This window comes from Dyella telluris (genome assembly GCF_014297575.1).
Taxonomy (GTDB): Bacteria; Pseudomonadota; Gammaproteobacteria; order Xanthomonadales; family Rhodanobacteraceae; genus Dyella; species Dyella telluris.
In genome coordinates this window covers 4,390,334-4,409,639 of record NZ_CP060412.1, presented here as the reverse complement: position 1 = coordinate 4,409,639, position 19,306 = coordinate 4,390,334, and the positions used below count along the sequence as shown (strand labels likewise).

19 protein-coding genes are annotated in these 19,306 nt (G+C 65.0%); 10 read left to right on the top strand and 9 right to left on the bottom strand.

The window, feature by feature from the left end; genetic code table 11:
* Positions 1-6 precede the first annotated feature (6 nt).
* The 4 genes from H8F01_RS19510 to H8F01_RS19495 all read right to left on the bottom strand — a co-directional run bounded on the left by H8F01_RS19510 (position 7) and on the right by H8F01_RS19495 (position 3,729).
* On the bottom strand, positions 7-1,869 hold the full coding sequence (locus tag H8F01_RS19510; RefSeq protein WP_222615789.1) for an amidohydrolase: 1,863 nt from the start codon (positions 1,867-1,869) through the stop codon (positions 7-9).
* 14 nt (positions 1,870-1,883) lie between these two features.
* Positions 1,884-2,162, bottom strand: coding sequence for a XapX domain-containing protein (locus tag H8F01_RS19505; RefSeq protein WP_187056678.1), 279 nt, complete (start codon positions 2,160-2,162; stop codon positions 1,884-1,886).
* A 27-nt stretch (positions 2,163-2,189) separates the two neighbouring features.
* Positions 2,190-2,843: a hydrolase gene (locus tag H8F01_RS19500; protein WP_187056677.1), complete on the bottom strand. Its 654-nt coding sequence runs from the start codon at positions 2,841-2,843 to the stop codon at positions 2,190-2,192.
* 64 nt (positions 2,844-2,907) lie between these two features.
* Positions 2,908-3,729 (bottom strand): alpha/beta fold hydrolase, encoded by an 822-nt coding sequence (locus H8F01_RS19495; protein WP_187056676.1) that lies wholly within the window; start codon positions 3,727-3,729, stop codon positions 2,908-2,910.
* Positions 3,730-4,629: 900 nt separating this feature from the next.
* On the opposite strand from H8F01_RS19495, the gene H8F01_RS19490 reads away from it, so the two are divergent.
* Positions 4,630-6,840 (top strand): TonB-dependent receptor, encoded by a 2,211-nt coding sequence (locus H8F01_RS19490; RefSeq protein ID WP_187056675.1) that lies wholly within the window; start codon positions 4,630-4,632, stop codon positions 6,838-6,840.
* Positions 6,840-7,547, top strand: coding sequence for an acid phosphatase (locus H8F01_RS19485; RefSeq protein WP_187056674.1), 708 nt, complete (start codon positions 6,840-6,842; stop codon positions 7,545-7,547). Before H8F01_RS19490 ends, H8F01_RS19485 begins: the two co-directional genes overlap by 1 nt.
* 65 nt (positions 7,548-7,612) lie before the next feature.
* On the opposite strand, the gene H8F01_RS19480 is transcribed toward H8F01_RS19485, so the two are convergent.
* Positions 7,613-8,515, bottom strand: a complete 903-nt coding sequence (locus H8F01_RS19480; RefSeq protein ID WP_187056673.1) for a LysR substrate-binding domain-containing protein — start codon at positions 8,513-8,515, stop codon at positions 7,613-7,615.
* 109 nt (positions 8,516-8,624) lie between these two features.
* On the opposite strand from H8F01_RS19480, the gene H8F01_RS19475 reads away from it, so the two are divergent.
* From H8F01_RS19475 to H8F01_RS19460, 4 genes are all read left to right on the top strand, one after another.
* The gene (locus H8F01_RS19475; RefSeq protein ID WP_187056672.1) at positions 8,625-9,119 is read left to right on the top strand and encodes a GlcG/HbpS family heme-binding protein; all 495 of its coding nucleotides are present in this window, start codon (positions 8,625-8,627) and stop codon (positions 9,117-9,119) included.
* Between the two features lie 55 nt (positions 9,120-9,174).
* Positions 9,175-9,828, top strand: a complete 654-nt coding sequence (locus H8F01_RS19470; RefSeq protein ID WP_187056671.1) for an HAD hydrolase-like protein — start codon at positions 9,175-9,177, stop codon at positions 9,826-9,828.
* A 138-nt stretch (positions 9,829-9,966) separates the two neighbouring features.
* A complete protein-coding gene (locus H8F01_RS19465; protein ID WP_187056670.1) occupies positions 9,967-10,515 on the top strand; it encodes an alpha-ketoglutarate-dependent dioxygenase AlkB in 549 nt (182 codons plus the stop codon).
* A 161-nt stretch (positions 10,516-10,676) separates the two neighbouring features.
* Positions 10,677-10,928, top strand: a complete 252-nt coding sequence (locus tag H8F01_RS19460; RefSeq protein ID WP_187056669.1) for a hypothetical protein — start codon at positions 10,677-10,679, stop codon at positions 10,926-10,928.
* A gap of 27 nt (positions 10,929-10,955) precedes the next feature.
* Here the strand turns inward: H8F01_RS19460 and H8F01_RS19455 are convergent, their stop codons facing one another.
* The 3 genes from H8F01_RS19455 to H8F01_RS19445 all read right to left on the bottom strand — a co-directional run bounded on the left by H8F01_RS19455 (position 10,956) and on the right by H8F01_RS19445 (position 13,377).
* On the bottom strand, positions 10,956-11,582 hold the full coding sequence (locus H8F01_RS19455) for a GIY-YIG nuclease family protein (RefSeq protein ID WP_187056668.1): 627 nt from the start codon (positions 11,580-11,582) through the stop codon (positions 10,956-10,958).
* A gap of 115 nt (positions 11,583-11,697) precedes the next feature.
* Entirely contained in the window at positions 11,698-12,441 is a 744-nt protein-coding gene (locus H8F01_RS19450; RefSeq protein WP_187056667.1) for a nuclear transport factor 2 family protein, read from the bottom strand.
* A gap of 63 nt (positions 12,442-12,504) precedes the next feature.
* Positions 12,505-13,377 (bottom strand): helix-turn-helix domain-containing protein, encoded by an 873-nt coding sequence (locus H8F01_RS19445; protein ID WP_187056666.1) that lies wholly within the window; start codon positions 13,375-13,377, stop codon positions 12,505-12,507.
* A 199-nt stretch (positions 13,378-13,576) separates the two neighbouring features.
* Between H8F01_RS19445 and H8F01_RS19440 the strand changes: the two genes are divergently transcribed.
* The 3 genes from H8F01_RS19440 (at position 13,577) to H8F01_RS19430 (ending at position 17,270) form a co-directional block, all read left to right on the top strand.
* Positions 13,577-14,809 carry an NnrS family protein gene (locus H8F01_RS19440; protein ID WP_187056665.1) on the top strand — a complete coding sequence of 411 codons (1,233 nt, stop codon included), beginning with the start codon at positions 13,577-13,579 and terminating at the stop codon, positions 14,807-14,809.
* Between the two features lie 26 nt (positions 14,810-14,835).
* Positions 14,836-15,255, top strand: a complete 420-nt coding sequence (locus H8F01_RS19435) for a group III truncated hemoglobin (RefSeq protein WP_187056664.1) — start codon at positions 14,836-14,838, stop codon at positions 15,253-15,255.
* Positions 15,256-15,323: 68 nt separating this feature from the next.
* Complete coding sequence (locus H8F01_RS19430) at positions 15,324-17,270, top strand: FTR1 family protein (RefSeq protein WP_187056663.1); 1,947 nt, start codon at positions 15,324-15,326, stop codon at positions 17,268-17,270.
* 9 nt (positions 17,271-17,279) lie between these two features.
* Here the strand turns inward: H8F01_RS19430 and fdxA are convergent, their stop codons facing one another.
* Positions 17,280-17,603, bottom strand: coding sequence for a ferredoxin FdxA (fdxA, locus tag H8F01_RS19425; protein ID WP_187056662.1), 324 nt, complete (start codon positions 17,601-17,603; stop codon positions 17,280-17,282).
* Between the two features lie 226 nt (positions 17,604-17,829).
* On the opposite strand from fdxA, the gene ccoN reads away from it, so the two are divergent.
* A complete protein-coding gene (ccoN, locus tag H8F01_RS19420; RefSeq protein ID WP_187056661.1) occupies positions 17,830-19,296 on the top strand; it encodes a cytochrome-c oxidase, cbb3-type subunit I in 1,467 nt (488 codons plus the stop codon).
* The last annotated feature ends 10 nt before the right edge of the window (positions 19,297-19,306 follow it).

The following is a 19,306-nucleotide window of genomic DNA, read 5'->3' as shown; positions in this document are numbered from 1 at the left end:
CCGCTCCTAGACCGCCCAGCACGCGCAGCCCAGCGCGCCCCAGAACGACTTGAGATCGGAAACAGGCAGGCGGCTCGACCACGCCGTTGCGTGCTGGTGACCATGCACGCCACAGGCATGATCGCAACCACACGCCACGCGCTCGGCCACGGGAGATGCACCACGCTGCTGCGCCCACCCCGCGTAACCGCCATACACGCGTACAGGCGACCATTCCGGCATGGCCGGCGGCACGGTCACCTCTTCGTACTGGCTGAAGCCGCCGCTGCCGTACACCACCCGCCCACCCACGATGGTGAGCACGGAGGTGGTATCGGCGATATCGGCCTCGGGACAGGCGAAGAAGTCGCGGTCCGGCACGATCAGGTCGGCAAGCTGGCCCACCTTGATCTGGCCTTTTTTGCCTACCTCGTTGGAGAACCAGGTAACGTGCTCGGTCCACATGCGCAGCGCGGTTTCGCGATCCAGGCAGTTGCTGCGCGGATACATCGACAGGCCACCCACTGTCTTGCCCGTGACCAGCCACGATAGCGACACCCATGGGTTGTACGAGGCGACGCGCGTGGCATCCGTGCCCGCCGAGGTGCGCAGGCCCTTCTCCAGCATGCGCTTTACCGGTGGCGTGGCCTGTGCGGCGGCGGCACCGTAGCGCTCGACGAAGTACTCACCCTGGTAAGCCATGCGGTGCTGCACCGCCACGCCGCCGCCGAGTGCGGCAATGCGGTCGATGGAGCGCTCCGAGATGGTTTCGGCGTGATCGAAGAACCAGTTCAGGCCCTGCAGCGGGATATCACGATTGACCTTCTCGAACACATCCAGCGCGCGACTGATGGTTTCGTCATAGGTGGCATGCATGCGCCACGGCCAGCGATTCTCCGCCAGTACGCGCACCACTTCTTCCAGGTCGCCCTCCATCTGCGGCGGCATGTCGGGCCGCGGCTGGCGGAAATCCTCGAAGTCGGCTGCCGAGAACACCAGCATTTCGCCGGCGCCGTTGTGGCGGAAATAATCATCGCCTTGCTTGTACCGGGAGCTACGCGCCCAGTTGAGAAAGTCGTCCTTCTCCTGCTTCGGCTTCTGCGTGAACAGGTTGTAGGCAAGACGGATGGTCAGCTGGTTTTCTCGGGCCAGCTGTTCGATGACCGCATAGTCATCGGGGTAATTCTGGAAGCCACCACCGGCATCGATGGCGCCCGTCACCCCAAGCCGGTTCAGCTCGCGCATGAAATGGCGCGTGGAATTGAGCTGGTACTCGTAGGGAAGCTTCGGCCCCTTGGCCAGCGTCGCATAGAGAATGGACGCGTTCGGCTTGGCCAGCAGCAAGCCCGTGGGGTTGCCTGCGCCGTCGCGCGTGATCTGCCCGCCCGGCGGTTCCGGCGTGTCTCTGGTGTAACCCACGGCTCGCAGGGCGGCACCATTGAGAATGGCGCGGTCGTACAAGTGCAACAGGAACACCGGCGTATCCGGCGCCACGGCGTTGAGTTCGTCAATGGTCGGCAACCGCTTCTCGGCGAACTGGTGCTCGGTGAAGCCGCCCACCACACGCACCCACTGCGGCGCGGGCGTGATGGCTACCTGCTGCTTCAGCATGGCCATGGCATCGGCCAGCGAGCGCACGCCATCCCAGCGCAGCTCCAGGTTGTAGTTGAGGCCGCCACGGATGATGTGCAGGTGGTTGTCGATCAGGCCCGGCAACACGCGCTGGCCCTTGAGGTCGATCACGCGCGTCGCAGGCCCAGCCAGCGCCATAACGTCCGCAGCGCTGCCCACGGCCACGAAGCGACCGTCGGCCATCGCCACGGCGTTCGCTTCCGGCTGGGAGCGATCCAGCGTGGTGAAACGCCCGCCATGAAGAATCAGTTCGGGCACGGGCGTGGCAGGCGTCATGACTGCGACTCCTCCGGCACGCTGCTTTGCGCGACGCGCCTGGCCGTGGGCAACTCGCCACACATGTGCGGCCCGACCTGTTCACGCAACCAGGTGACCGGCGCGGCCTGGCGATGCAGCACATTCTTCACCAGCGGCGGCAGCTGCTCACCGAACAGGATGCCCAGCAGGCCAACCAGCGCCACCAGGGGCGGCGCCGGCGAGCGAACCTGTAACAGGCCATAGATGACGCCGACCAGCATGCCGGCGGCGAGCGAGATGACGTAGATTTTCATGGCCTTGCTCCAAAACAGCGACAGCTATCAGCCTTCGTGGGCGCCGAACATGCTCTTGGCATAGGTGATGCCCAGGCCGTACGCACCGCCAAAGCGCTGCGCGATGCCGGTGGTGCTTTCGTAGCTTTCCGTGCGCGCCCAGTCGCGCTGCAGTTCCAACAGGTACTGCACCGAGGTCATCGGGATGGCGCCCGCCTGGATCATGCGCTCCATGGCGCGGTTGTGTGCCTCGTCGGAGACATCGCCGCAGGCATCGGCAATCACGTAGACCTCGAAGCCCTGGTCCAACGCCGACAGCGTCGGGCCCACGATGCACACCGACGTCCACAAGCCGGCGAACACCAGGCGATCCTTGCCGATCTCGTTGACGCGCTTGATCACAGCGGCGTCTTCCCAGGTATTCATGGAGGTGCGATCCAGCAACGCCTGGCCCGGGAACGGCTCGGTGATCTCACTGAACATCGGACCGGAGAAGCTCTTCTCGGCCACGGTGGTAAGGACGGTCGGCACCTTGAAGCTGGCCGCAGCATGGGCAATGAGGGCAGCGTTATTGCGCAGCGTGACCGCATCGATGGAATGCGTGGCGAACGACATCTGCGACTGGAAGTCGATCAGGATCAGGGCGTGATCCGTGGGCGAGAGCAGTTTCTTGCCCGGGGTGGGCGTGGCGACGATGGACATGGCAGACCTCCAGAGTACGAAGTGACCGCACCGCCGACACGGGTCAGCGGCACGGCCGGATGGATCACGAGCGGATGAACTCGAGCAGATCCTTGTTGAGCTGCTCGGCGTGCGTCGATGCCAGGCCATGCGGTGCGCCCGGGTAAACCTTCAGCGTGGCGTGCTTGATGATCTTGGCGGAGAGGCGACCGGAATCATCGATCGGCACGATCTGGTCGTCGTCGCCATGGATCACCAGCGTGGGCACCTCGATCTTCTTCAAGTCCGGGGTGTAATCCACTTCGGAGAACTGCTTGATGCAGTCATACAGGCCCTTGAGGCCACCCGTCATGCCCTGCCACCAGAACGAATCACGCATGCCCTGCGTGGCCTTGCTGTCCGGGCGGTTGGCGCCGAAGAACGGGCCCGACAGATCCTTGAAGAACTGCGAGCGATCAGCCAGCGTCTTCGCGCGGATGTCGTCAAACACTTCCATGGGCAGGCCGCCCGGGTTGGCGGCCGTCTTCAGCATGATCGGCGGCACGGCGCCCACCAGCACGGCCTTGGCCACGCGCGCATTGCCATGGCGACCGATGTAGTGCGCCACTTCGCCGCCACCGGTGGAGTGGCCCACCATCACGATGTTCTTCAGGTCCAGCTTTTCGATCAGCTCGGCCAGATCGTCGGCATAGGTATCCATGTCATTGCCGTTCCACGGCTGGCCGGAACGGCCATGACCGCGACGATCGTGCGCGATGGTGCGGTAGCCGTGCGAGCTGAGGAAGAACATCTGCGCATCCCATGCGTCAGCCGTCAGCGGCCAGCCATGCGAGAACACGACGGGCTGCCCCTGTCCCCAGTCCTTGTAATAGATCTGGGTGCCATCTTTTGTGGTGATCGTGCTCATGTGGTTATTTCCTTGTGGGAGACGCATGGGCGCCGTCGCAGCGACGGCGGGGGATGGCATGGAAAGACCTGCCACGGGGAGCACCAGTGCCGCGGACGCTGCGGCCATGCCGCCGAGAAACGCTCGCCTGGCGGGGTCGACGTCCATCTGAAAATCATTGCTCGACATACGGGCTCTCCTGATGCACGACTCGAACGCAGAACGCGTACTGAAAAACAATGTGCGGCGCCCATCGGCTTGCGATGGCCGCGACGCGGTGACGAATGGATCTGAAGGCGATGGCCATGCCGCCGCCCTGCCTCATTCTTCTTCACTACATCGCGGCGACCTACCCCCGATCGTGGCAAATCATGCCTACCCGATCAGGTAGATGACGCCAATCCGCCACACGTGTCACGTGCACGAGTCATCCGCGCTTCGCGCCGCTGCAACTCGCCCTTCGCAAGGAAGGCGCAAGGCTTTCAGCCGTCGAGGAACCCGTGACAGCCAGGATCTCGTCACGACTTGCCGCGCTGAGCAGGCCGATCGCGGCGGCGCAGTTCGAGCGCGCCTGGCGCGCCCTCGGCAACGCAGTAGCCCTGCAGGGAGATGGCCCGCTGTCTATCGACCCTGCCTCAGCGACCATGACGGAGACACACGTGCGCGAAGCCACCACGCCGTGCGACGAGGGAGGTCATCGCCAGGCAAGCAATACTTATATTCAGCTTATTAATTGAATTAACAAAACTTACAAATCCATTAGTCAGTTCTCACGGCAATACTTATAATAAACTTAGCGCAACATTATGCGATTATCTAATTGATTTTCGAATAATCATTTTGTTGCCAAATTGTCATGCACCAGCCCTACGGTGTCGCCCCGTTTCGACACCTTTAGAACCACAAGAAAAAGGGCACTCCATGACACGGCATAACTTCGGGCCCAACGGGCTCGCTCGCGGCACGCTTGCTCTCTGCCTGGCCGCCGCCATCGGCACACCCGCGTGGGCCGCAGATAATGGCGCAACGGATTCCAGCGCCACGCCGCAACAGGCCAAGAGCCTGGATGCCGTACAGGTGACCGGCACCGACACAGTGACCAACATCGCCCCGTCACAGGCATCGATGGTGGCCACCCAGCCGCAGTCGATCATCAGCCGCACCTATATCCAGGAAAACGTTCCTCCCACCGGCGACTACACCGACATCGCGTCCATTGCACCCAGCGTGTACACGGTGACGCCGAATGGCGCGGGCCTGATGGAAGCAGCCGTGGTCTCCATCCGCGGCTTCCAGGATGGTCAGTACAACGTGACGTTCGACGGCATCCCGTGGATGGACTCCAACGACTTCACGCACCACTCCACGTCCTACTTCACCAACCAGCAGACCAACGCAGTGACGGTGGATCGCGGCCCGGGCACGGCTGGCACGCTGGGCAATGCCACGTTCGGCGGCACCATTTCGGTCGATTCGCTCAACCCGCAGAACCAGTTCGGCATCAACCCGTACATCAGCCTCGGCAGCTGGGAGACGGCCGTACAGGGCGCGACCATCAACACGGGCGCGTTCACCAGCAGCGGCACCAGCGCGGTGATCAATTTGCAGAACAGTTCGTCGGACGGTTACCTCACCTATTCCGGCCAGCGCCGGCAGACGGTGTTCGCCAAGGTGGTCCAGCCGCTAGGCGAAAACACCACGCTGACCTTCGTCGCCATGGCCAACAACCTGCACCAGTACGTGCCGCCCGGCGCCACCAAGGAGCAGATTGCGCAGTACGGCAACAACTACGGCCTGAACAACGACCCGACCAGCCAGTCCTACTACGGCTACAACAAGGACGAGATCAACACCAATCTCGGCTATGTCGGCCTGCATTCGGCTTTCGATGGCTGGACCATCGACAACAAGGTCTACACCTACGGCTATAACCACTTCGGCTACAACGGCTATGACCCGAACGGTGAAACGCCGAACGGCACGGCGTACGGCGCCGACAACGTGCCCGGCCAGCACATGCGCAACACAAACCGCTCGTGGGGCGACATTTTCCGCGTCGGCAAGGAACTCGGTCCAGGCGAACTGCGTGCCGGCGTGTGGTACGACCATCAGGACGATATCCGCTGGCTGTATGAGTTCGACGACACGCTCAACCAGTTCAACCCCATCGTGAACCCCGCTGCCGCCACGCTGCAGGAAGCCGCCGCGGATCGCCGCATGAACGACACGCTTGTCACCATCCAGCCGTTCCTGGAGTACCAGTGGAACATCACGGACAGCGCGTATGTCATTGGCGGCGTGAAGTACAACAACTTCGAGCGCGATCTGGACGCCTCGGTGAACCAGAAGACCGGCACGCCGCTCACCTACTCCAAAAAGTGGAACGCCACCCTTCCCTCGGCTTCATTCCACTACACGTTTACCTCCGAATGGACGGCTTACGCGCAGTGGGCCAAGGGATACCTGGCACCCAACCTGAACCTGCTGTACGTGCCGAACCCGGCGGTTTCCGACAGTGCCGTGGCGCCTGAGAAAACCACCAACATCCAGCTCGGCACCACCTGGACCAACGACCGCCTGACCCTGTCGGGCGACGTCTACAAGATCGACTTCAACAACTTCGTCCAGAGCCACAAGGTCGGTGGCATCACCGAGTTCTACAACGGTGGCGGCGTGCACTACAAAGGCCTGGAACTGGAAGGCACCTACCTGCTGGGCGCCGGCTTCAGCATCTACGCCAACGGGTCGCTCAACCGCGCGATCCAGACCACGGACAACCAGTGGAATGCCAACACGCCGCACAAGACCTCGGCCATGGGCTTCATCTACAACGACGGAACCCTCTACGCATCGCTGGTCGACAAGTTTGTCGGCAAGACCTATTACACGGCCAACGCCGAAGATGACACGCCGATTGGCGGCTACGCGATCACCAACTTTGCCGCCAGCTACAAGTTCGACCCACACATGACCGACGTGAAAGACTTCAAGATCGGCGTGCAGCTCAACAATCTTTTCAACAACACCCACATCAACGCCCTGGCCGGCACCACCGGCGCCGACGGCACACCGCTGTACTGGACCATCCCGGCGCGCAACTTCAACTTCACCATCTCGGCCGACCTGTTCTGATGAAGATCCCTGCACTCCTGTTGCTGGCGTTGATCGCCAGCCAACCCGCCATGGCCGATGGCGGCGATGCCAGCCACCCTATGCTGGAACTGGCAACCCTGCTGCCGCCACCACCGGCGGCGGGATCGCCCCAGGCCAGCAAGGACCTGCAGGCCGTACTCGCCGTGCAGCGCTCGCGAACCGCCGAGGAACAAGCCGCAGCCAAGGCAGACGTGGAACGCTCCGTGTTCCGCTTTGCGGACGTGCTTGACCCTGCGATGCAGCCAGCCACTCTGCCGAAGACGGCGGCCTTCTTCGATCTCGTCGCCCGACTCGACAAGACCGAGGTAGCGGAGGCCAAGCTCTACTGGCGACGCGCCCGCCCCTCGGTGACATCCAGCCAGGTACACCCGCTGGCCAAGGAGAAGGCGGACGACTGGAGCTATCCGAGCGGGCATGCCACCTTTGCCTACACCACGGCCGTGCTGCTGGCCAACATGGTCCCGGAGAAGCGCACGGAGATCTTCGCCCGTGCCGACCTGTATGCGCAGCACCGCATCGTGATGGGCGCGCACTATCCCAGCGACGTGGAAGCCGGCCGTCTTGCCGGCACGGTGATCGGCGCCGAAGTATTGAATCGGGCCGACTGGCATGGCGACTACGAAGCCGCCCGCACCGAACTGCGCGCGGCACTGCACTTGTCTGCCGCACCGGCACAGGGCACCTGAGAGGCCATCCTGAAAATGGCCGGCGCCCGCAAGCGCCGGCCTTGCGTGCCGATGCAGGCCGGACCTCAGCCGCGCTGCGGATAGACTACCGAGAGCGCCGCTGTTGCACGCACCTGCTGGATAAACGCAGCGACTGCCGCCGAACGCTCCTGCCTGCGAAAGACCACCGCCACGCCTGATGCGACCGGTTTGCCAGCCAGCGGCCTGAAGCGGACGCCCGGCATGTCGATCACGTCCTTGAGCACACTGGGAACGATGGCGACACCCGCACCTACCGACACCTGGGTCAGCACCGCCACCAGACTCCCGGGCACAGCACCGATGCGCGGAGTGAAACGCCCGCGCCGTCCCACCTCATAGGTTCCCAATGGCTGCTCCGGCACGATGAAACGCTCACCCGCCAGCGACCGCGCCGCGAGCGGCCCGGCGACAGCCACCAGCGCATGCCGGGACGGCAAGGCCACGCAGAAAACGTCGTGCACCAACGCATGCGACGCCAGCGGGGCGGGCAGGCGCATCGGCAGGCGAACAAAGCCCACGTCGATCCTGCCTTCTTCCAGCATGGCCGGCAGGACCTCCATGGGATGCTCGGTGGCCACGATCTCCACTTCAGGCCTTGCCGCGCGAAACCGCTGCACCTGCGCCTGCAGCGCACCGGAATACGCCGCAGAGCCCACGTAGCCCACTTCGATGCGACCGATCTCGCCGCGCCCTGCGCGCTGCCCGACGCTGCGCGCGCGCTCGAACTGGGTTACGGCCAACCGGGCCTCGCCGAGGAACGCCTCGCCGGCGGGCGTCAGTGCTACGGATCGCTTCGAGCGGAGTAACAGGCGCGCGCCCAGCGCCTGCTCCAGCTCCTGGATCTGCACGGTGAGGGTGGGCGCTGCGATGCCCAGTCGCTCCGCCGCCCTCGCAAAGTGCAACTCCTCCGCGACGGCAATGAAGTACCGCAGGTGCCGAAGCTCCATGCCATGCGCCTCTTCATTAGGTATTGCCTAATTGTAATCCCATGAACTGGCAATGCACGGGAACGCCCGAAAGGCTTGAATAGGCGCACCCATCCCGCGAGATGTTTTCATGAAGAACCGCCTTCGCCTGCTTGCCATCGGCTCCTTGATCGGAACCGCCGTCACCCTCCCTCTTGCAGCCGCCGCCATGACCCTGCCCACGCAACCCGTACTGACCCTGAGCGCCGCCAAACGCATCGCCGACAGCGCGGAGGCCAAGGCCAAGTCGCAGGGCTGGCCCTGCGTGATCTCCGTCGTTGACGCCAGCGGCCTGCCCATCGTGCTGGTTCGCATGGATGACGCTGCCGTGCTGGCCGGCGTCGACCTTGCCCCGGCCAAGGCGCGCACTGCCGCCCTGTTCCGCCGCCCCAGCGGCGCACTGGAAGATGCCGCCAACGGCCAGCGGCCGGCAGTGCTGTCGGCGCGCGGCTTTGTGCTGATGCGCGGTGGCGTTCCCATCGAAGTCGACGGACATATCGTGGGTGCCATCGGCGTTTCGGCAGACACGCCGCAACACGACGAGGAAATCGCCAGGGCGGGCATGGCGGCACTGGCCAATGGATAACAGGCCGACCCGAGGTTGCGCGGGCGACGCAGCATCGCCTCACAAGGCCGGGCGCGTGGCCATCTTCGATCTTGACGGCACCCTGGTCGATTCCGTCGACGGCATTGCGCTGGCCATCAATCGTCGCCTGCACGGACGGGGCATCGCACCGCTGCAGCGTGACGAAGCCATCCCCTTGCTCGGCGATGGCCTGGCCGCTTTTGCACGCCGAGCATACGCCTTGCGCCAGACATCGCCCGTCGCGGGCGATATCGAGGCGTTCGTGCAGGATTGCCTGACCCACGCGGAGGCGGGCGCGCAACTCTATCCGGGCGCCCGCGACACGTTGGATTTGCTTGTGCGGGACGGATGGCAACTGGCCGTGTGCACCAACAAGATCGAGACTGCGGCCATCGCCATGCTGGGGCATCTCGAGGTGCTGGACCTTTTCGCCGCCGTCTGTGGTGGCGACACGGTGGAACGACAGAAGCCCGACCCGTGCCACATCCACCAGACCCTGCATCGCGCCGGCCTGCACGACGTTCCCGCCGTGATGATCGGCGACAACGTCGTCGACCTGGCGGCCGCACGCAGCTACGGCATACCCGGCATCTTCGCGGACTGGGGTTATGGCCAGCTGCCGCATGACGTAGCCATGCCATCTGTCGCCAGGCACTTCACGGAACTGCCGCAACGGCTCGCTGCAGCGCTCTCCTGCAAAGCCATCTGAATTCGCCACGCGCGACACCGAAGGGCGCCGCCGACGCCCCTCGAATTGAGCGCCGCCATCCCCATATGGAGTAGGCCCCGACTCGCGCCACGCCCCTATACCGTGTCTCAACTTTCACTGTTCACCCAAGGACCGCTCGTGCTGCTGGACGATGCCAGCGGCCGGATCGTGTACGAGGAGAACGTGATCGACGCCCGGGAGGCGGAGCAGTGGCTCGAACACCTGCTCGACAGCCCGATCTGGCGCCAGCAGCGGCGGCTGATGTACGAGCGCGAACTGGACGTGCCACGCCTTACCGCGCATTTCTCTGCCGGTGACCCGGCGCTGCCATGGCCGCTGGACGTCGTGCTCGATCGGGTGCGCCGCCGCACGGGCGAGCCGTTCAACAGCATCGGCCTGAACCTGTATCGCAACGAGCATGACAGCGTGGCCATGCACAACGACCGCCTGGGCGACCTGCAGGAAGGTCACCCGATCGTCCTGCTCTCGCTGGGCGCCACGCGACGGATGCACATCCGCAACAAGAAGCACCTAGCACCGCGTCGACTGGACCTGGACCTGGCTGCCGGCAGCCTGCTGTGGATGAGCTGGGACACGCAGCTGCACTACGACCACGGCATTCCCAAACAGACCTACGCCATGGGTCCGCGCGTCAGCGTGGCGTTCCGTACGCGCAAGGATGCGTGAGACGCAACGCGACCGGTTTGGCGGATTGTCGCGTTGAACTCCACCCACACGATTCCTTGATCCGGCCATCACCTTCGGCCTGCCTAACATGCCTGCAAGCGCCACAACGGCGTTGGCAGGGGGTAAGGCGAATGCGTCTATTGGCCACGCGTGAACGGAGCATGCCGTCGCTCGGAGAGCGGGCAGCGTTTGACGAAGCGGTCGCCATCTACATGCGCAAGGTCGCTGATTGCAGGCGGCGCCGCCTGCGCGCAGATCTGCTGCTGATCCTGGCCTGCCTCATGCTGGCCAGCAGCGGGCTGCTGCCGCCATTGTTGCGACTTGCTGTACTGCCATTGACCTTTGGCGTGGCCTGGGCCGGCATCCACATGGGTGAACGCGCCGCCAAAGCCCGCGCCCGCCTCCGCTGGTGAATCAGGTGCCGTGACGGGGCTTGCACCTCACGGCAGGGTCGCGCGCCAGGCCAGTGCGTCATCCGGGAAAAAGCGCGGCAACGACAACCCCACGGCCTCGCAGGCATCCATCACGTAGCGCAACGAGCGTGCGGCTTCGCCCCTCTGCAACTCCGGCGGCACGTTGAAGGTTTCATACTCCATGGCCTCCAGCATGCGCAGCGACCACTCGTACAGCCCATCACCCCGGCTTTCGAACCATTGCTGCAGCCAGTCGCGCAGCGAGCGCAGCTCAACACTTTCGCGCGCAGCGGCTTCATGCAGGGCCGCAGTCACTTCCGGGCACACACCGCGAAACCATTCGCTGTAGCCCGCCGCCGCATCGGGAATCACCAGCGGGGGCGGCGAGCGCTGCTCCGCATGACGCAGGATGATGTCGCGCTCGATCTTCCGTGCCTGCGCCAGGCGCCCGGTTTCCAGCAGGCAACCGCGATCCAGGTCGAACACGTCGAAGAACCGCCGATGCAAGGTGCGCAGGCGCACCAGCGGCTGCCGCGAAAACCCGACCTTCAGCAGATCCTGCTCGCGCCACGGGAACAGGTAGACGTAGGTACGCCCCTTGCCGAGCGTCCTGGGCATGACGAAGTCATCCATGGCCGCGATATTGGCATCCATGATCGCCTAACACCCGACCCTCCCGTCGCGACAGAAAGCCGGGAGACGCACCATGCGCGCCCTTTGCGGGTGATATCGAAACGCTTTGTTGTATCAAGAGGAAGCTAAATCCCGGTCAGTTTTCCCGGCCCAGCCTCAGGTCGTTGAACTTGCGCCGCTCGACCAGCGCCGTGACCCTGCCCTGTCCGTCGCGCTGGAAGATCATCAGGTTCCGCTCGTCATCGCTGCCCATGAAAACATCCCGGGCCACCGGCTGCAGCACATTCGCCGGGCCACCCTGACGCGTGACGATGCCCAGCACGCCATGATCGACCGACACCGTCCAGGCCCGGCCCGGTGCGTAGCGATAAGTGCCCACATAATCGGCAGGTACCAGGCCAGGCACGTCCAGCTTCGGCGGAGGGGTGGGAATGGTGACGTCCTGTGCGCCCGCCAGCTTCCACTGGCCAGATTGCTTCACGAAGGTGAGCAGCGACCGGTACCTCACCACGAACGACTGCCCGTAATACGATTCGCGCTCGTACTCCTCCACGCTGAGCAAGGCCGTTTCCCCATGCAGCCATGCGTGCGGATCGCGCATCTCCATGCTGCCGGCAACACCCGCCGGAAATCGATGGAGCGAAGCGATGGTCTCGGCCTTGCCGGCCACCCGGCCGAATTCATCGATGATCACGGCATCGTCCGTGACCCAGCGCTCCCAGGGCGCCTTGTCACCGGTCGGCAACGCATCCATCAGCGCCTGCGTGGTCTTCACCAGTTCGTCGCGCAAGGCCACCGGCGCCTCGTCGGCATGCGCGGCCGACCAGGCACTGGCTGCTGCGAAAACGACACATAAGGCAGCGCGTGCGTGCTTGAGCATGGATGACCTCCGGCAATGAGGGCGAGCATGCGCCGCCCCGCCGGGACATGCCCGTGCATGAAGTCACTGAGCGGACGGGCTTGCGCCGGCGCGCGGAGAGTCCTGGCAGACGCGATGGAGTGCTTCGGCATCGAGCAGGCGCACCTTGCGTCCGGTCACGTCAACCCAGCCGCGCGCGCGAAACCGCCCGAATACGCGACTCACGGTTTCGGCCGCCAGCCGCAGGTAGTTCGCCATGTCCATGCGCGACATGGGCAGGCGCATGACCTGTGCCTTTCCACCGACCACGGCACTGCGCCGCTTCTGGTCAAGCAGGAAGGACGCCACGCGCTCTTCCGCATTGAGGTCGCCCGCCAGCTGGCTTGCGCGTCCCAGCTCCCGGCTGATCAGCCGCAGCAACTGCTGCTGCACCTTCGGCACACGCGATGAAAGCTGAAGCACTTCGTCGAACGAGAGGCGACAGAACTCGGAGGACTGCAGCGCGACAACGTCACCGGGATGGCGATCCAGATGGATCGCGTCCAAACCGATCAACTCGCCAGGAAGATGGAAGCCCAGCACCTGTTCCCTGCCGTCGCTGGCCACGACGAACGCCTTCACGCCGCCTTTGCGCACGACATGGATCTCGCGCAGCGCCTCGCCACGACGGACGACGACGTCCCCGGCCTCGCAGGACCATGCCCGGCCCGCCACGTATTCGCGCGACGTGGGCGACTGCCCCAGGGTAACCAGGCAACTCCCGGCGAACGCGCAGCTGGTGCACGGCGGCAACTGGTCGGCTACGGGCGCATGCGGACTTCTGGATGGCGATGCGCGACGGCGGCTCCCCGACGGCGACGCGTGCGCAGCCTGGCGACGGGCCGTCACCGGCTCGCCAGCCGACCGCCCGGCGTCGCCGGCTGCGTCTGGACGTCTGTGCTGGGAAGGTCTGCGCATGATCGCTTCACCCTCTGCATCCCCGTGCGGCGACAGTAGCATATCGATATGCTCAGGTTGGCCGGGCACACCGCCCCTTCGTGATCTGCCCGCGGGAGCCGGCCGCGGTGCGCCGGCAAATCTGACCCAGGTCAGGGCATGCAGGGCGTACCGGCCATGACACTACGGACTCCGACGCACCACGCAGCGGATTTTCCACATGCCTTCCAGCCCTCCGTCCACGCCTGCCTCGATACCCGCGCCCGTGCTGCTGGCCGCACCGCATCGAGCCATGTTCTTTGCTGGCGCCACGCTGCTTGTCGCCGGCATGGCGTGGTGGCTGTGGGTGCTGCTGGCGTCCTGGCGTGGCTGGCCGATCCCGGCCCAGCCGCTGCCGGTCGGCTGGACGCACGGCATCCTGATGCAGTACGCCACGCTGGCCCCCTTCATCATGGGCTTCCTGCTCACGGTGTTTCCGCGCTGGATGAACGTGGACATCGTGCCCAAGCGCACCTATGTCGCCGTGTTCGCACTCATGCTCGCTGGCGCGGCGACCGTACTGTCGTCAGCGTGCCTCGCTCCACGCATGCTCCCCGCCGGCCTGGCGATGATGCTGCTCGGCTGGTTCACCGCACTGGGATCACTGGCCACCCGTCTTCATCGACACGGCTTTGGCGACACCTGGGCAATGTCCGCATGGTGCGCACTGGCCATGGGCGCGGTGGGTCTGGCGCTGGCACTGTGTGCCAGCCTTGGCGCCCCCGTGACGTGGATCGTCGTGGCGAACCGCATCGGCACGTTCGGCTTCCTGCTGCCGGTGTACTTCACGGTGGCCCATCGCATGGTGCCGTTCTTCTCCGGCAATGTGGTCGCAGGGTATCGGGTGGTCCGCCCCGCATGGTCGCTGTGGGCGCTATGGGCGCTTGCCGCTGGCCATCTCGCGCTGGACCTGTCCGGCCTGCCCGCCTGGCGATGGCTGGCCGACGCACCGCTGACGGCCCTGCTGCTTTGGCAGTGGCTGGCCTGGCAACCGTGGAAGGCCCGACGCCCCGGGCTGCTGCTGGTGCTGTACATCGCGCTGGCGTGGCTGCCGCTGTCGTTCCTGCTCTATACGATCGACAGCCTGCAGGTGCTCGCGACCACCACGGCCTCGCGCGCACTGGCGCCGCTGCACGCCCTGACCATCGGCTTCTTCAGTGCGATGCTGGTGGCGATGGTCACGCGGGTCACCCACGGCCACTCCGGGCGTCCGCTTGCCATGGGGCCGGTGCCCTGGATGGCGTTTCTCGGCATGCAGCTGGTGGCCTTGATTCGCGTGGTGGCGGAATACATCTCTCAACCATGGCCGTGGTACATCGCCGCCGCAGCCCTCTGGCTGCTCGCCCTTACCCCATGGGCGGCGCGCTCGCTATGGATCTATCTCACCCCAAGGCGCGACGGCGCGCCTGGCTGACACGCATCACACCAAGACACTCGCAAATGGCGCTTTTCCCCACTGCAAACGAGGTCGGCATCGCAACGCTGGTCGACCGCTTCTATGACAAGGTTCGCGCGGACGCGGAGCTTGGCCCAGTGTTCAACGCGGCCGTGCATGACTGGACGGAACACACGCATACGCTGCGCGATTTCTGGTCATCCGTGATCCTGCGCACGGGTCGCTACCACGGCAACCCGATGGGCGTGCACCGCGCCTTGCCCGCCTTCCCGCAGGCGCTGTTCCACCGATGGCTGGCGCTATGGCGGGAAACCGCACGCGAGGTATTCGAGCCGCCGGCAGCCGAGCTGTTCATCAGCACGGCCGAGCGCATTGCCCAGAGCATCAGCCAGGGCATCGGCCACGGCCGCCTGGCGCTGGAGCACCCCTCGCGCATTCTCGGGCCGCTGCATATCACGTCCTGACGACGCACCGGGTGCCGCACCCACTCCCGTGGGAGGCACGCGAACGAAAACGGGAGTACACTTCACAAATGAGAATTAGTCGCATTTGTGAAGTGATCCCCTCGCTGATTGCATGGCTGCTCGTCGCCGCACTGGCATCACCGCCCGTTTTCGCGCAGCAGACAGGTAGCGATGCGGCGACCAGCGTGCCGCAGACCTGGCAGATGCTGGATTACCTTGCCGCGGACTACGCCGGTGCCGTGAAGAACGGCACCGTGGTCAGTGCCTCGGAATATGCCGAGATGCGCGAATTTGCCCGCCATGCCCGCGAGCGCGTACTGGCGCTGCCGGCATCGCCGGCCACACCGGCACTGCGTGAGCAGGCCGACCAGCTGGTTTCGCTGATCGACGCGAAAGCCCCCCAAGCCGAGGTGGCGCGACAGGCGCATGCGCTGACCGACACCTTGCTGCAGGCCTACCCCATTCCCACCGCGCCCGCGAAGACGCCCGACCTGGCGCACGGCGCCACGCTCTACCAGGCCCAATGCGCGGCGTGCCATGGCGCCACCGGGCATGGTGACGGTCCCGCCGGCCTGCAGCTCTCTCCGCGCCCGATCGACTTCACCGACACCGGGCGAGCTGACCAGCGCAGTGCGTTGTCCCTGTATGAAGTGATCACCCAGGGCGTGGCGGGCACGCCGATGGTGAGCTTTGCGCAGTCCCTGTCCAGCGACGACCGCTGGGCGCTGGCCTATTACGTGGGCACGCTGGCCTATCCCGTGGCGGACGCAAAGGGCGAGCAGGCATGGCGGGACGACCCGCGTGCCCGTGGCGCCATCGCCTCGCCCAACGAACTGGCGCGCGCACGCGTGACCAGCCTCACCGATACGCTCGGCGTCGAGCAGGCGCGCGTCATCGTGGGCTACCTGCGCGCCCACCCGCAGGCCGTCCATGAGGCGCTTGCCGGCATACCGCTGGCGCGCGCCCGCCTGGCGGACAGCCTGCACGCCCATGGCGAAGGTCGTTCCGACGAAGCACGCCAGCTCGCGCTGTCCGCGTACCTCGATGGCGTCGAACCCGTCGAAGCCCGGCTGGATGCACGCAACGCCTCGCTGCGGTCGCGCATCGAGACCGCCATGGGCGCGTATCGCACCGCATTGACGTCATCGACCGACAGCGACACCGTGAGCGCGCAGGCACGCGACGTCGACACGCTGCTGGGACAGGCGCAGACGCTGCTTTCCGAAACGGCGGCCAGCCCGATGACAACCTTCATCGGCGCACTCACCATCCTGGTTCGCGAGGGGCTGGAGGCCCTGCTGGTGGTGGTCGCCCTGCTCGCCTTCCTGCGCAAGGCCGATCGCCATGACGCCACCCGTTACGTGCACGCGGGCTGGGTGCTGGCCCTGTTCGCCGGTGCCGTCACGTGGGCCGCGGCGAGTTATGCCATCTCGATCAGCGGCGCGAGCCGTGAACTGACCGAAGGGCTGTCCTCGCTGTTCGCTGCCGCCGTACTGCTGGGCGTGGGCCTGTGGATGCACCAGAAGAGCATCGGCGGGCGCTGGCAGTCCTACCTCAAGGCGAAGATGGCTACCGCACTGAACCGGCGCTCGGCCTGGTTCGTGTTCGGCCTCACCTTCATCTCGGTCTACCGGGAAGTCTTTGAAACCATCCTGTTCTACACGGCACTCTGGAACGAAGGCCAGGGCATGTGGCTGCTTGCCGGACTTGCCGCCGGCGCCGTCATCCTGTGCCTGATCGCCTGGGCGCTGTTGCGGACCAGCCAGCGCCTGCCACTGGGCCTGTTCTTCTCGATCAGTTCGCTGGTGATCGCCGTGCTGGCTATCGTGCTGACCGGCAAGGGCGTGGCCGCACTGCAGGAAGCGGGCTGGACGGCCGTGACCGTGGCGCCGGTGCCTTCCATCGACCTGCTGGGGATTTACCCCACCTGGCAGTCGCTGCTGGCACAGCTCGCGGTAGCACTGATGCTTGCCGCGGGGTTTGCGGTCAACCGCTGGCGGGCGCGCGCTGCCTGAGGCTCCCGCTCAGCGGATCAGCAGCGGCAGCTTGTGCGGGCGTCCATGCCACTCGGCCGCTTCCGGCAGGGCGGGAATCGTTGCACTGATCACCGGCCACTGCCTTGCCAGTGCTGCGTTCAAGGCCACGAAGGGCTCCTGCCCGGCGGGCACGTCACCTTCCTGGTAGATGGCGCCGACCGGGCACTCATCGACGCACAGCGTGCAATCGATGCATTCGTCCGGGTCGATCACCAGGAAATTGGCCCCCTCGTGGAAGCAGTCCACGGGACACACCTCGACGCAGTCGGTGTGCTTGCAGTTGATGCAGTTATCGGTAACGACGTGGGTCATGGCAGTTCTCGCATAAACACCGGGAGCTTGCGGCCTCTCCAGCGCGGGAGCACTGACACGGGTCAATACCTGCCGTGCGCCACCCCGCCCTCAAGCCCATGCCCTATGCAGCTGCGGCAAAACACCGGGCAGTCATACCAGCCATGTCCTACAAAAATTGACTTAGGTCATCGATATGCATCGACCCTGCGGCGCACCATCGCGGCATCGTCCAGGGTGAACCCATATGCCGAATACCGAGTATTACGACGACAAGGTCGTACGACTGTTTCTGTTGGGGGCGGCGGTCTGGGGCATCATCGGCATGTCGGTCGGCGTGTATGCCGCGGCCGAGCTGATGTGGCCCGCCCTCAACTTCGACATTCCCTGGCTGACCTTCAGCCGCATACGACCCGACCACACCTTCGGAGTGATCTTCGCCTTCGGTGGCTCGGCCCTGATGGGCACCTGTTACTACGTGGTGCAACGCACCGGGCATACGCGACTGGCCCTGCCGCGGCTGGCCGAGCTCACCTTCTGGGGCTGGCAGCTGATCTGCGTGCTGGCCATGGTCACGATGCCGCTGGGCATTACCCAGAGCAAGGAATACGCCGAGCCCGAATGGTTCGTCGACATTCTGATCGCGGTGGTATGGGTGTCGTTCGGCGTGGTGTTCTTCGCCACGCTGGCGCGGCGACGCATCAAGCACATCTATGTGGCGAACTGGTACTACGGCGCATTCATCATCGCCGTGGGCCTGCTGCACATCGTCAACAACATCGCCTTGCCGATCAGCCTGACCAAGTCCTACCCGGTGTATTCGGGCGTGGTCGATGCCATGGTGCAGTGGTGGTACGGCCACAACGCGGTGGCGTTTTTCCTCACCGCGGGCTTCCTGGGCATGATGTATTACTTCGTGCCGCGCCAGGCCCAGCAGCCGCTGTGGAGCTACCGCTTTTCCATCGTCAATTTCTGGGCGCTGATCTCGGTGTACATGTGGGCCGGCTCCCACCATCTGATGTACACGGCGCTGCCTGACTGGGTGCAATCGGTGGGCATGGCCTTCTCGCTGATCCTGCTGATGCCCAGCTGGGGTTCGGCCGCCAACGGCCTGCTTACCTTCAACGGCTCGTGGTGGCGCCTGAAAACCGATGCCGCCGCCAAGTTCATGGTGATGTCGCTGGTGTTCTACGCCGCCGCCACCTTCGAAGGCTCGATGATGGCGATCAAGACGGTGAACTCGCTGTCGCACTACACCGACTGGACCATTGCCCACGTGCACTCGGGCTCCATCGGCTGGGTGGCCATGATCACCATCGGCTCGCTCTACGCCATGGCGCCGCGTGCGCTGGGCCGTCCGGAGATGTATTCGCAGAAGGGGATGGAGCTGCACTTCTGGCTGCACATCATGGGCCTGCTGCTGTACGTGGGCTCCATGTGGACGGCGGGCGTCACCGAGGGCCTGATGTGGCGCGCCACCAATGCCGACGGCTCGCTCACCTACTCCTTCCTCGACAGCCTGATCGCCATCAAGCCGATGTACCTGATCCGCTGGTTCGGTGGCGTGCTGGTGCTGTCAGGCATGGTGGTGATGGCGTGGAACCTGTGGCACACCGCCGCCGACGCCCGCGCCCGCATCATCAAGCCGATCCCCGTTCCGATTCCCGAGCCTGAGCCGGACCAGATCCCGGCTCCGCTGCCGGCGGCGGGCTGAGGAGCGCGAC

What these genes read in the sequence shown, in the direction of transcription:
- H8F01_RS19505 (WP_187056678.1), bottom strand. Translation starts at nt 2,162, where the DNA reads ATGAAAATCTACGTCATCTCGCTCGCCGCCGGCATGCTGGTCGGCGTC.
- H8F01_RS19500 (WP_187056677.1), bottom strand. Translation starts at nt 2,843, where the DNA reads ATGTCCATCGTCGCCACGCCCACCCCGGGCAAGAAACTGCTCTCGCCC.
- H8F01_RS19495 (WP_187056676.1), bottom strand. Translation starts at nt 3,729, where the DNA reads ATGAGCACGATCACCACAAAAGATGGCACCCAGATCTATTACAAGGAC.
- H8F01_RS19490 (WP_187056675.1), top strand. Translation starts at nt 4,630, where the DNA reads ATGACACGGCATAACTTCGGGCCCAACGGGCTCGCTCGCGGCACGCTT.
- H8F01_RS19485 (WP_187056674.1), top strand. Translation starts at nt 6,840, where the DNA reads ATGAAGATCCCTGCACTCCTGTTGCTGGCGTTGATCGCCAGCCAACCC.
- H8F01_RS19480 (WP_187056673.1), bottom strand. Translation starts at nt 8,515, where the DNA reads ATGGAGCTTCGGCACCTGCGGTACTTCATTGCCGTCGCGGAGGAGTTG.
- H8F01_RS19475 (WP_187056672.1), top strand. Translation starts at nt 8,625, where the DNA reads ATGAAGAACCGCCTTCGCCTGCTTGCCATCGGCTCCTTGATCGGAACC.
- H8F01_RS19460 (WP_187056669.1), top strand. Translation starts at nt 10,677, where the DNA reads ATGCCGTCGCTCGGAGAGCGGGCAGCGTTTGACGAAGCGGTCGCCATC.
- H8F01_RS19455 (WP_187056668.1), bottom strand. Translation starts at nt 11,582, where the DNA reads ATGGATGCCAATATCGCGGCCATGGATGACTTCGTCATGCCCAGGACG.
- H8F01_RS19450 (WP_187056667.1), bottom strand. Translation starts at nt 12,441, where the DNA reads ATGCTCAAGCACGCACGCGCTGCCTTATGTGTCGTTTTCGCAGCAGCC.
- H8F01_RS19445 (WP_187056666.1), bottom strand. Translation starts at nt 13,377, where the DNA reads ATGCGCAGACCTTCCCAGCACAGACGTCCAGACGCAGCCGGCGACGCC.
- H8F01_RS19440 (WP_187056665.1), top strand. Translation starts at nt 13,577, where the DNA reads ATGCCTTCCAGCCCTCCGTCCACGCCTGCCTCGATACCCGCGCCCGTG.
- H8F01_RS19435 (WP_187056664.1), top strand. Translation starts at nt 14,836, where the DNA reads ATGGCGCTTTTCCCCACTGCAAACGAGGTCGGCATCGCAACGCTGGTC.
- H8F01_RS19430 (WP_187056663.1), top strand. Translation starts at nt 15,324, where the DNA reads ATGAGAATTAGTCGCATTTGTGAAGTGATCCCCTCGCTGATTGCATGG.
- fdxA (WP_187056662.1), bottom strand. Translation starts at nt 17,603, where the DNA reads ATGACCCACGTCGTTACCGATAACTGCATCAACTGCAAGCACACCGAC.
- ccoN (WP_187056661.1), top strand. Translation starts at nt 17,830, where the DNA reads ATGCCGAATACCGAGTATTACGACGACAAGGTCGTACGACTGTTTCTG.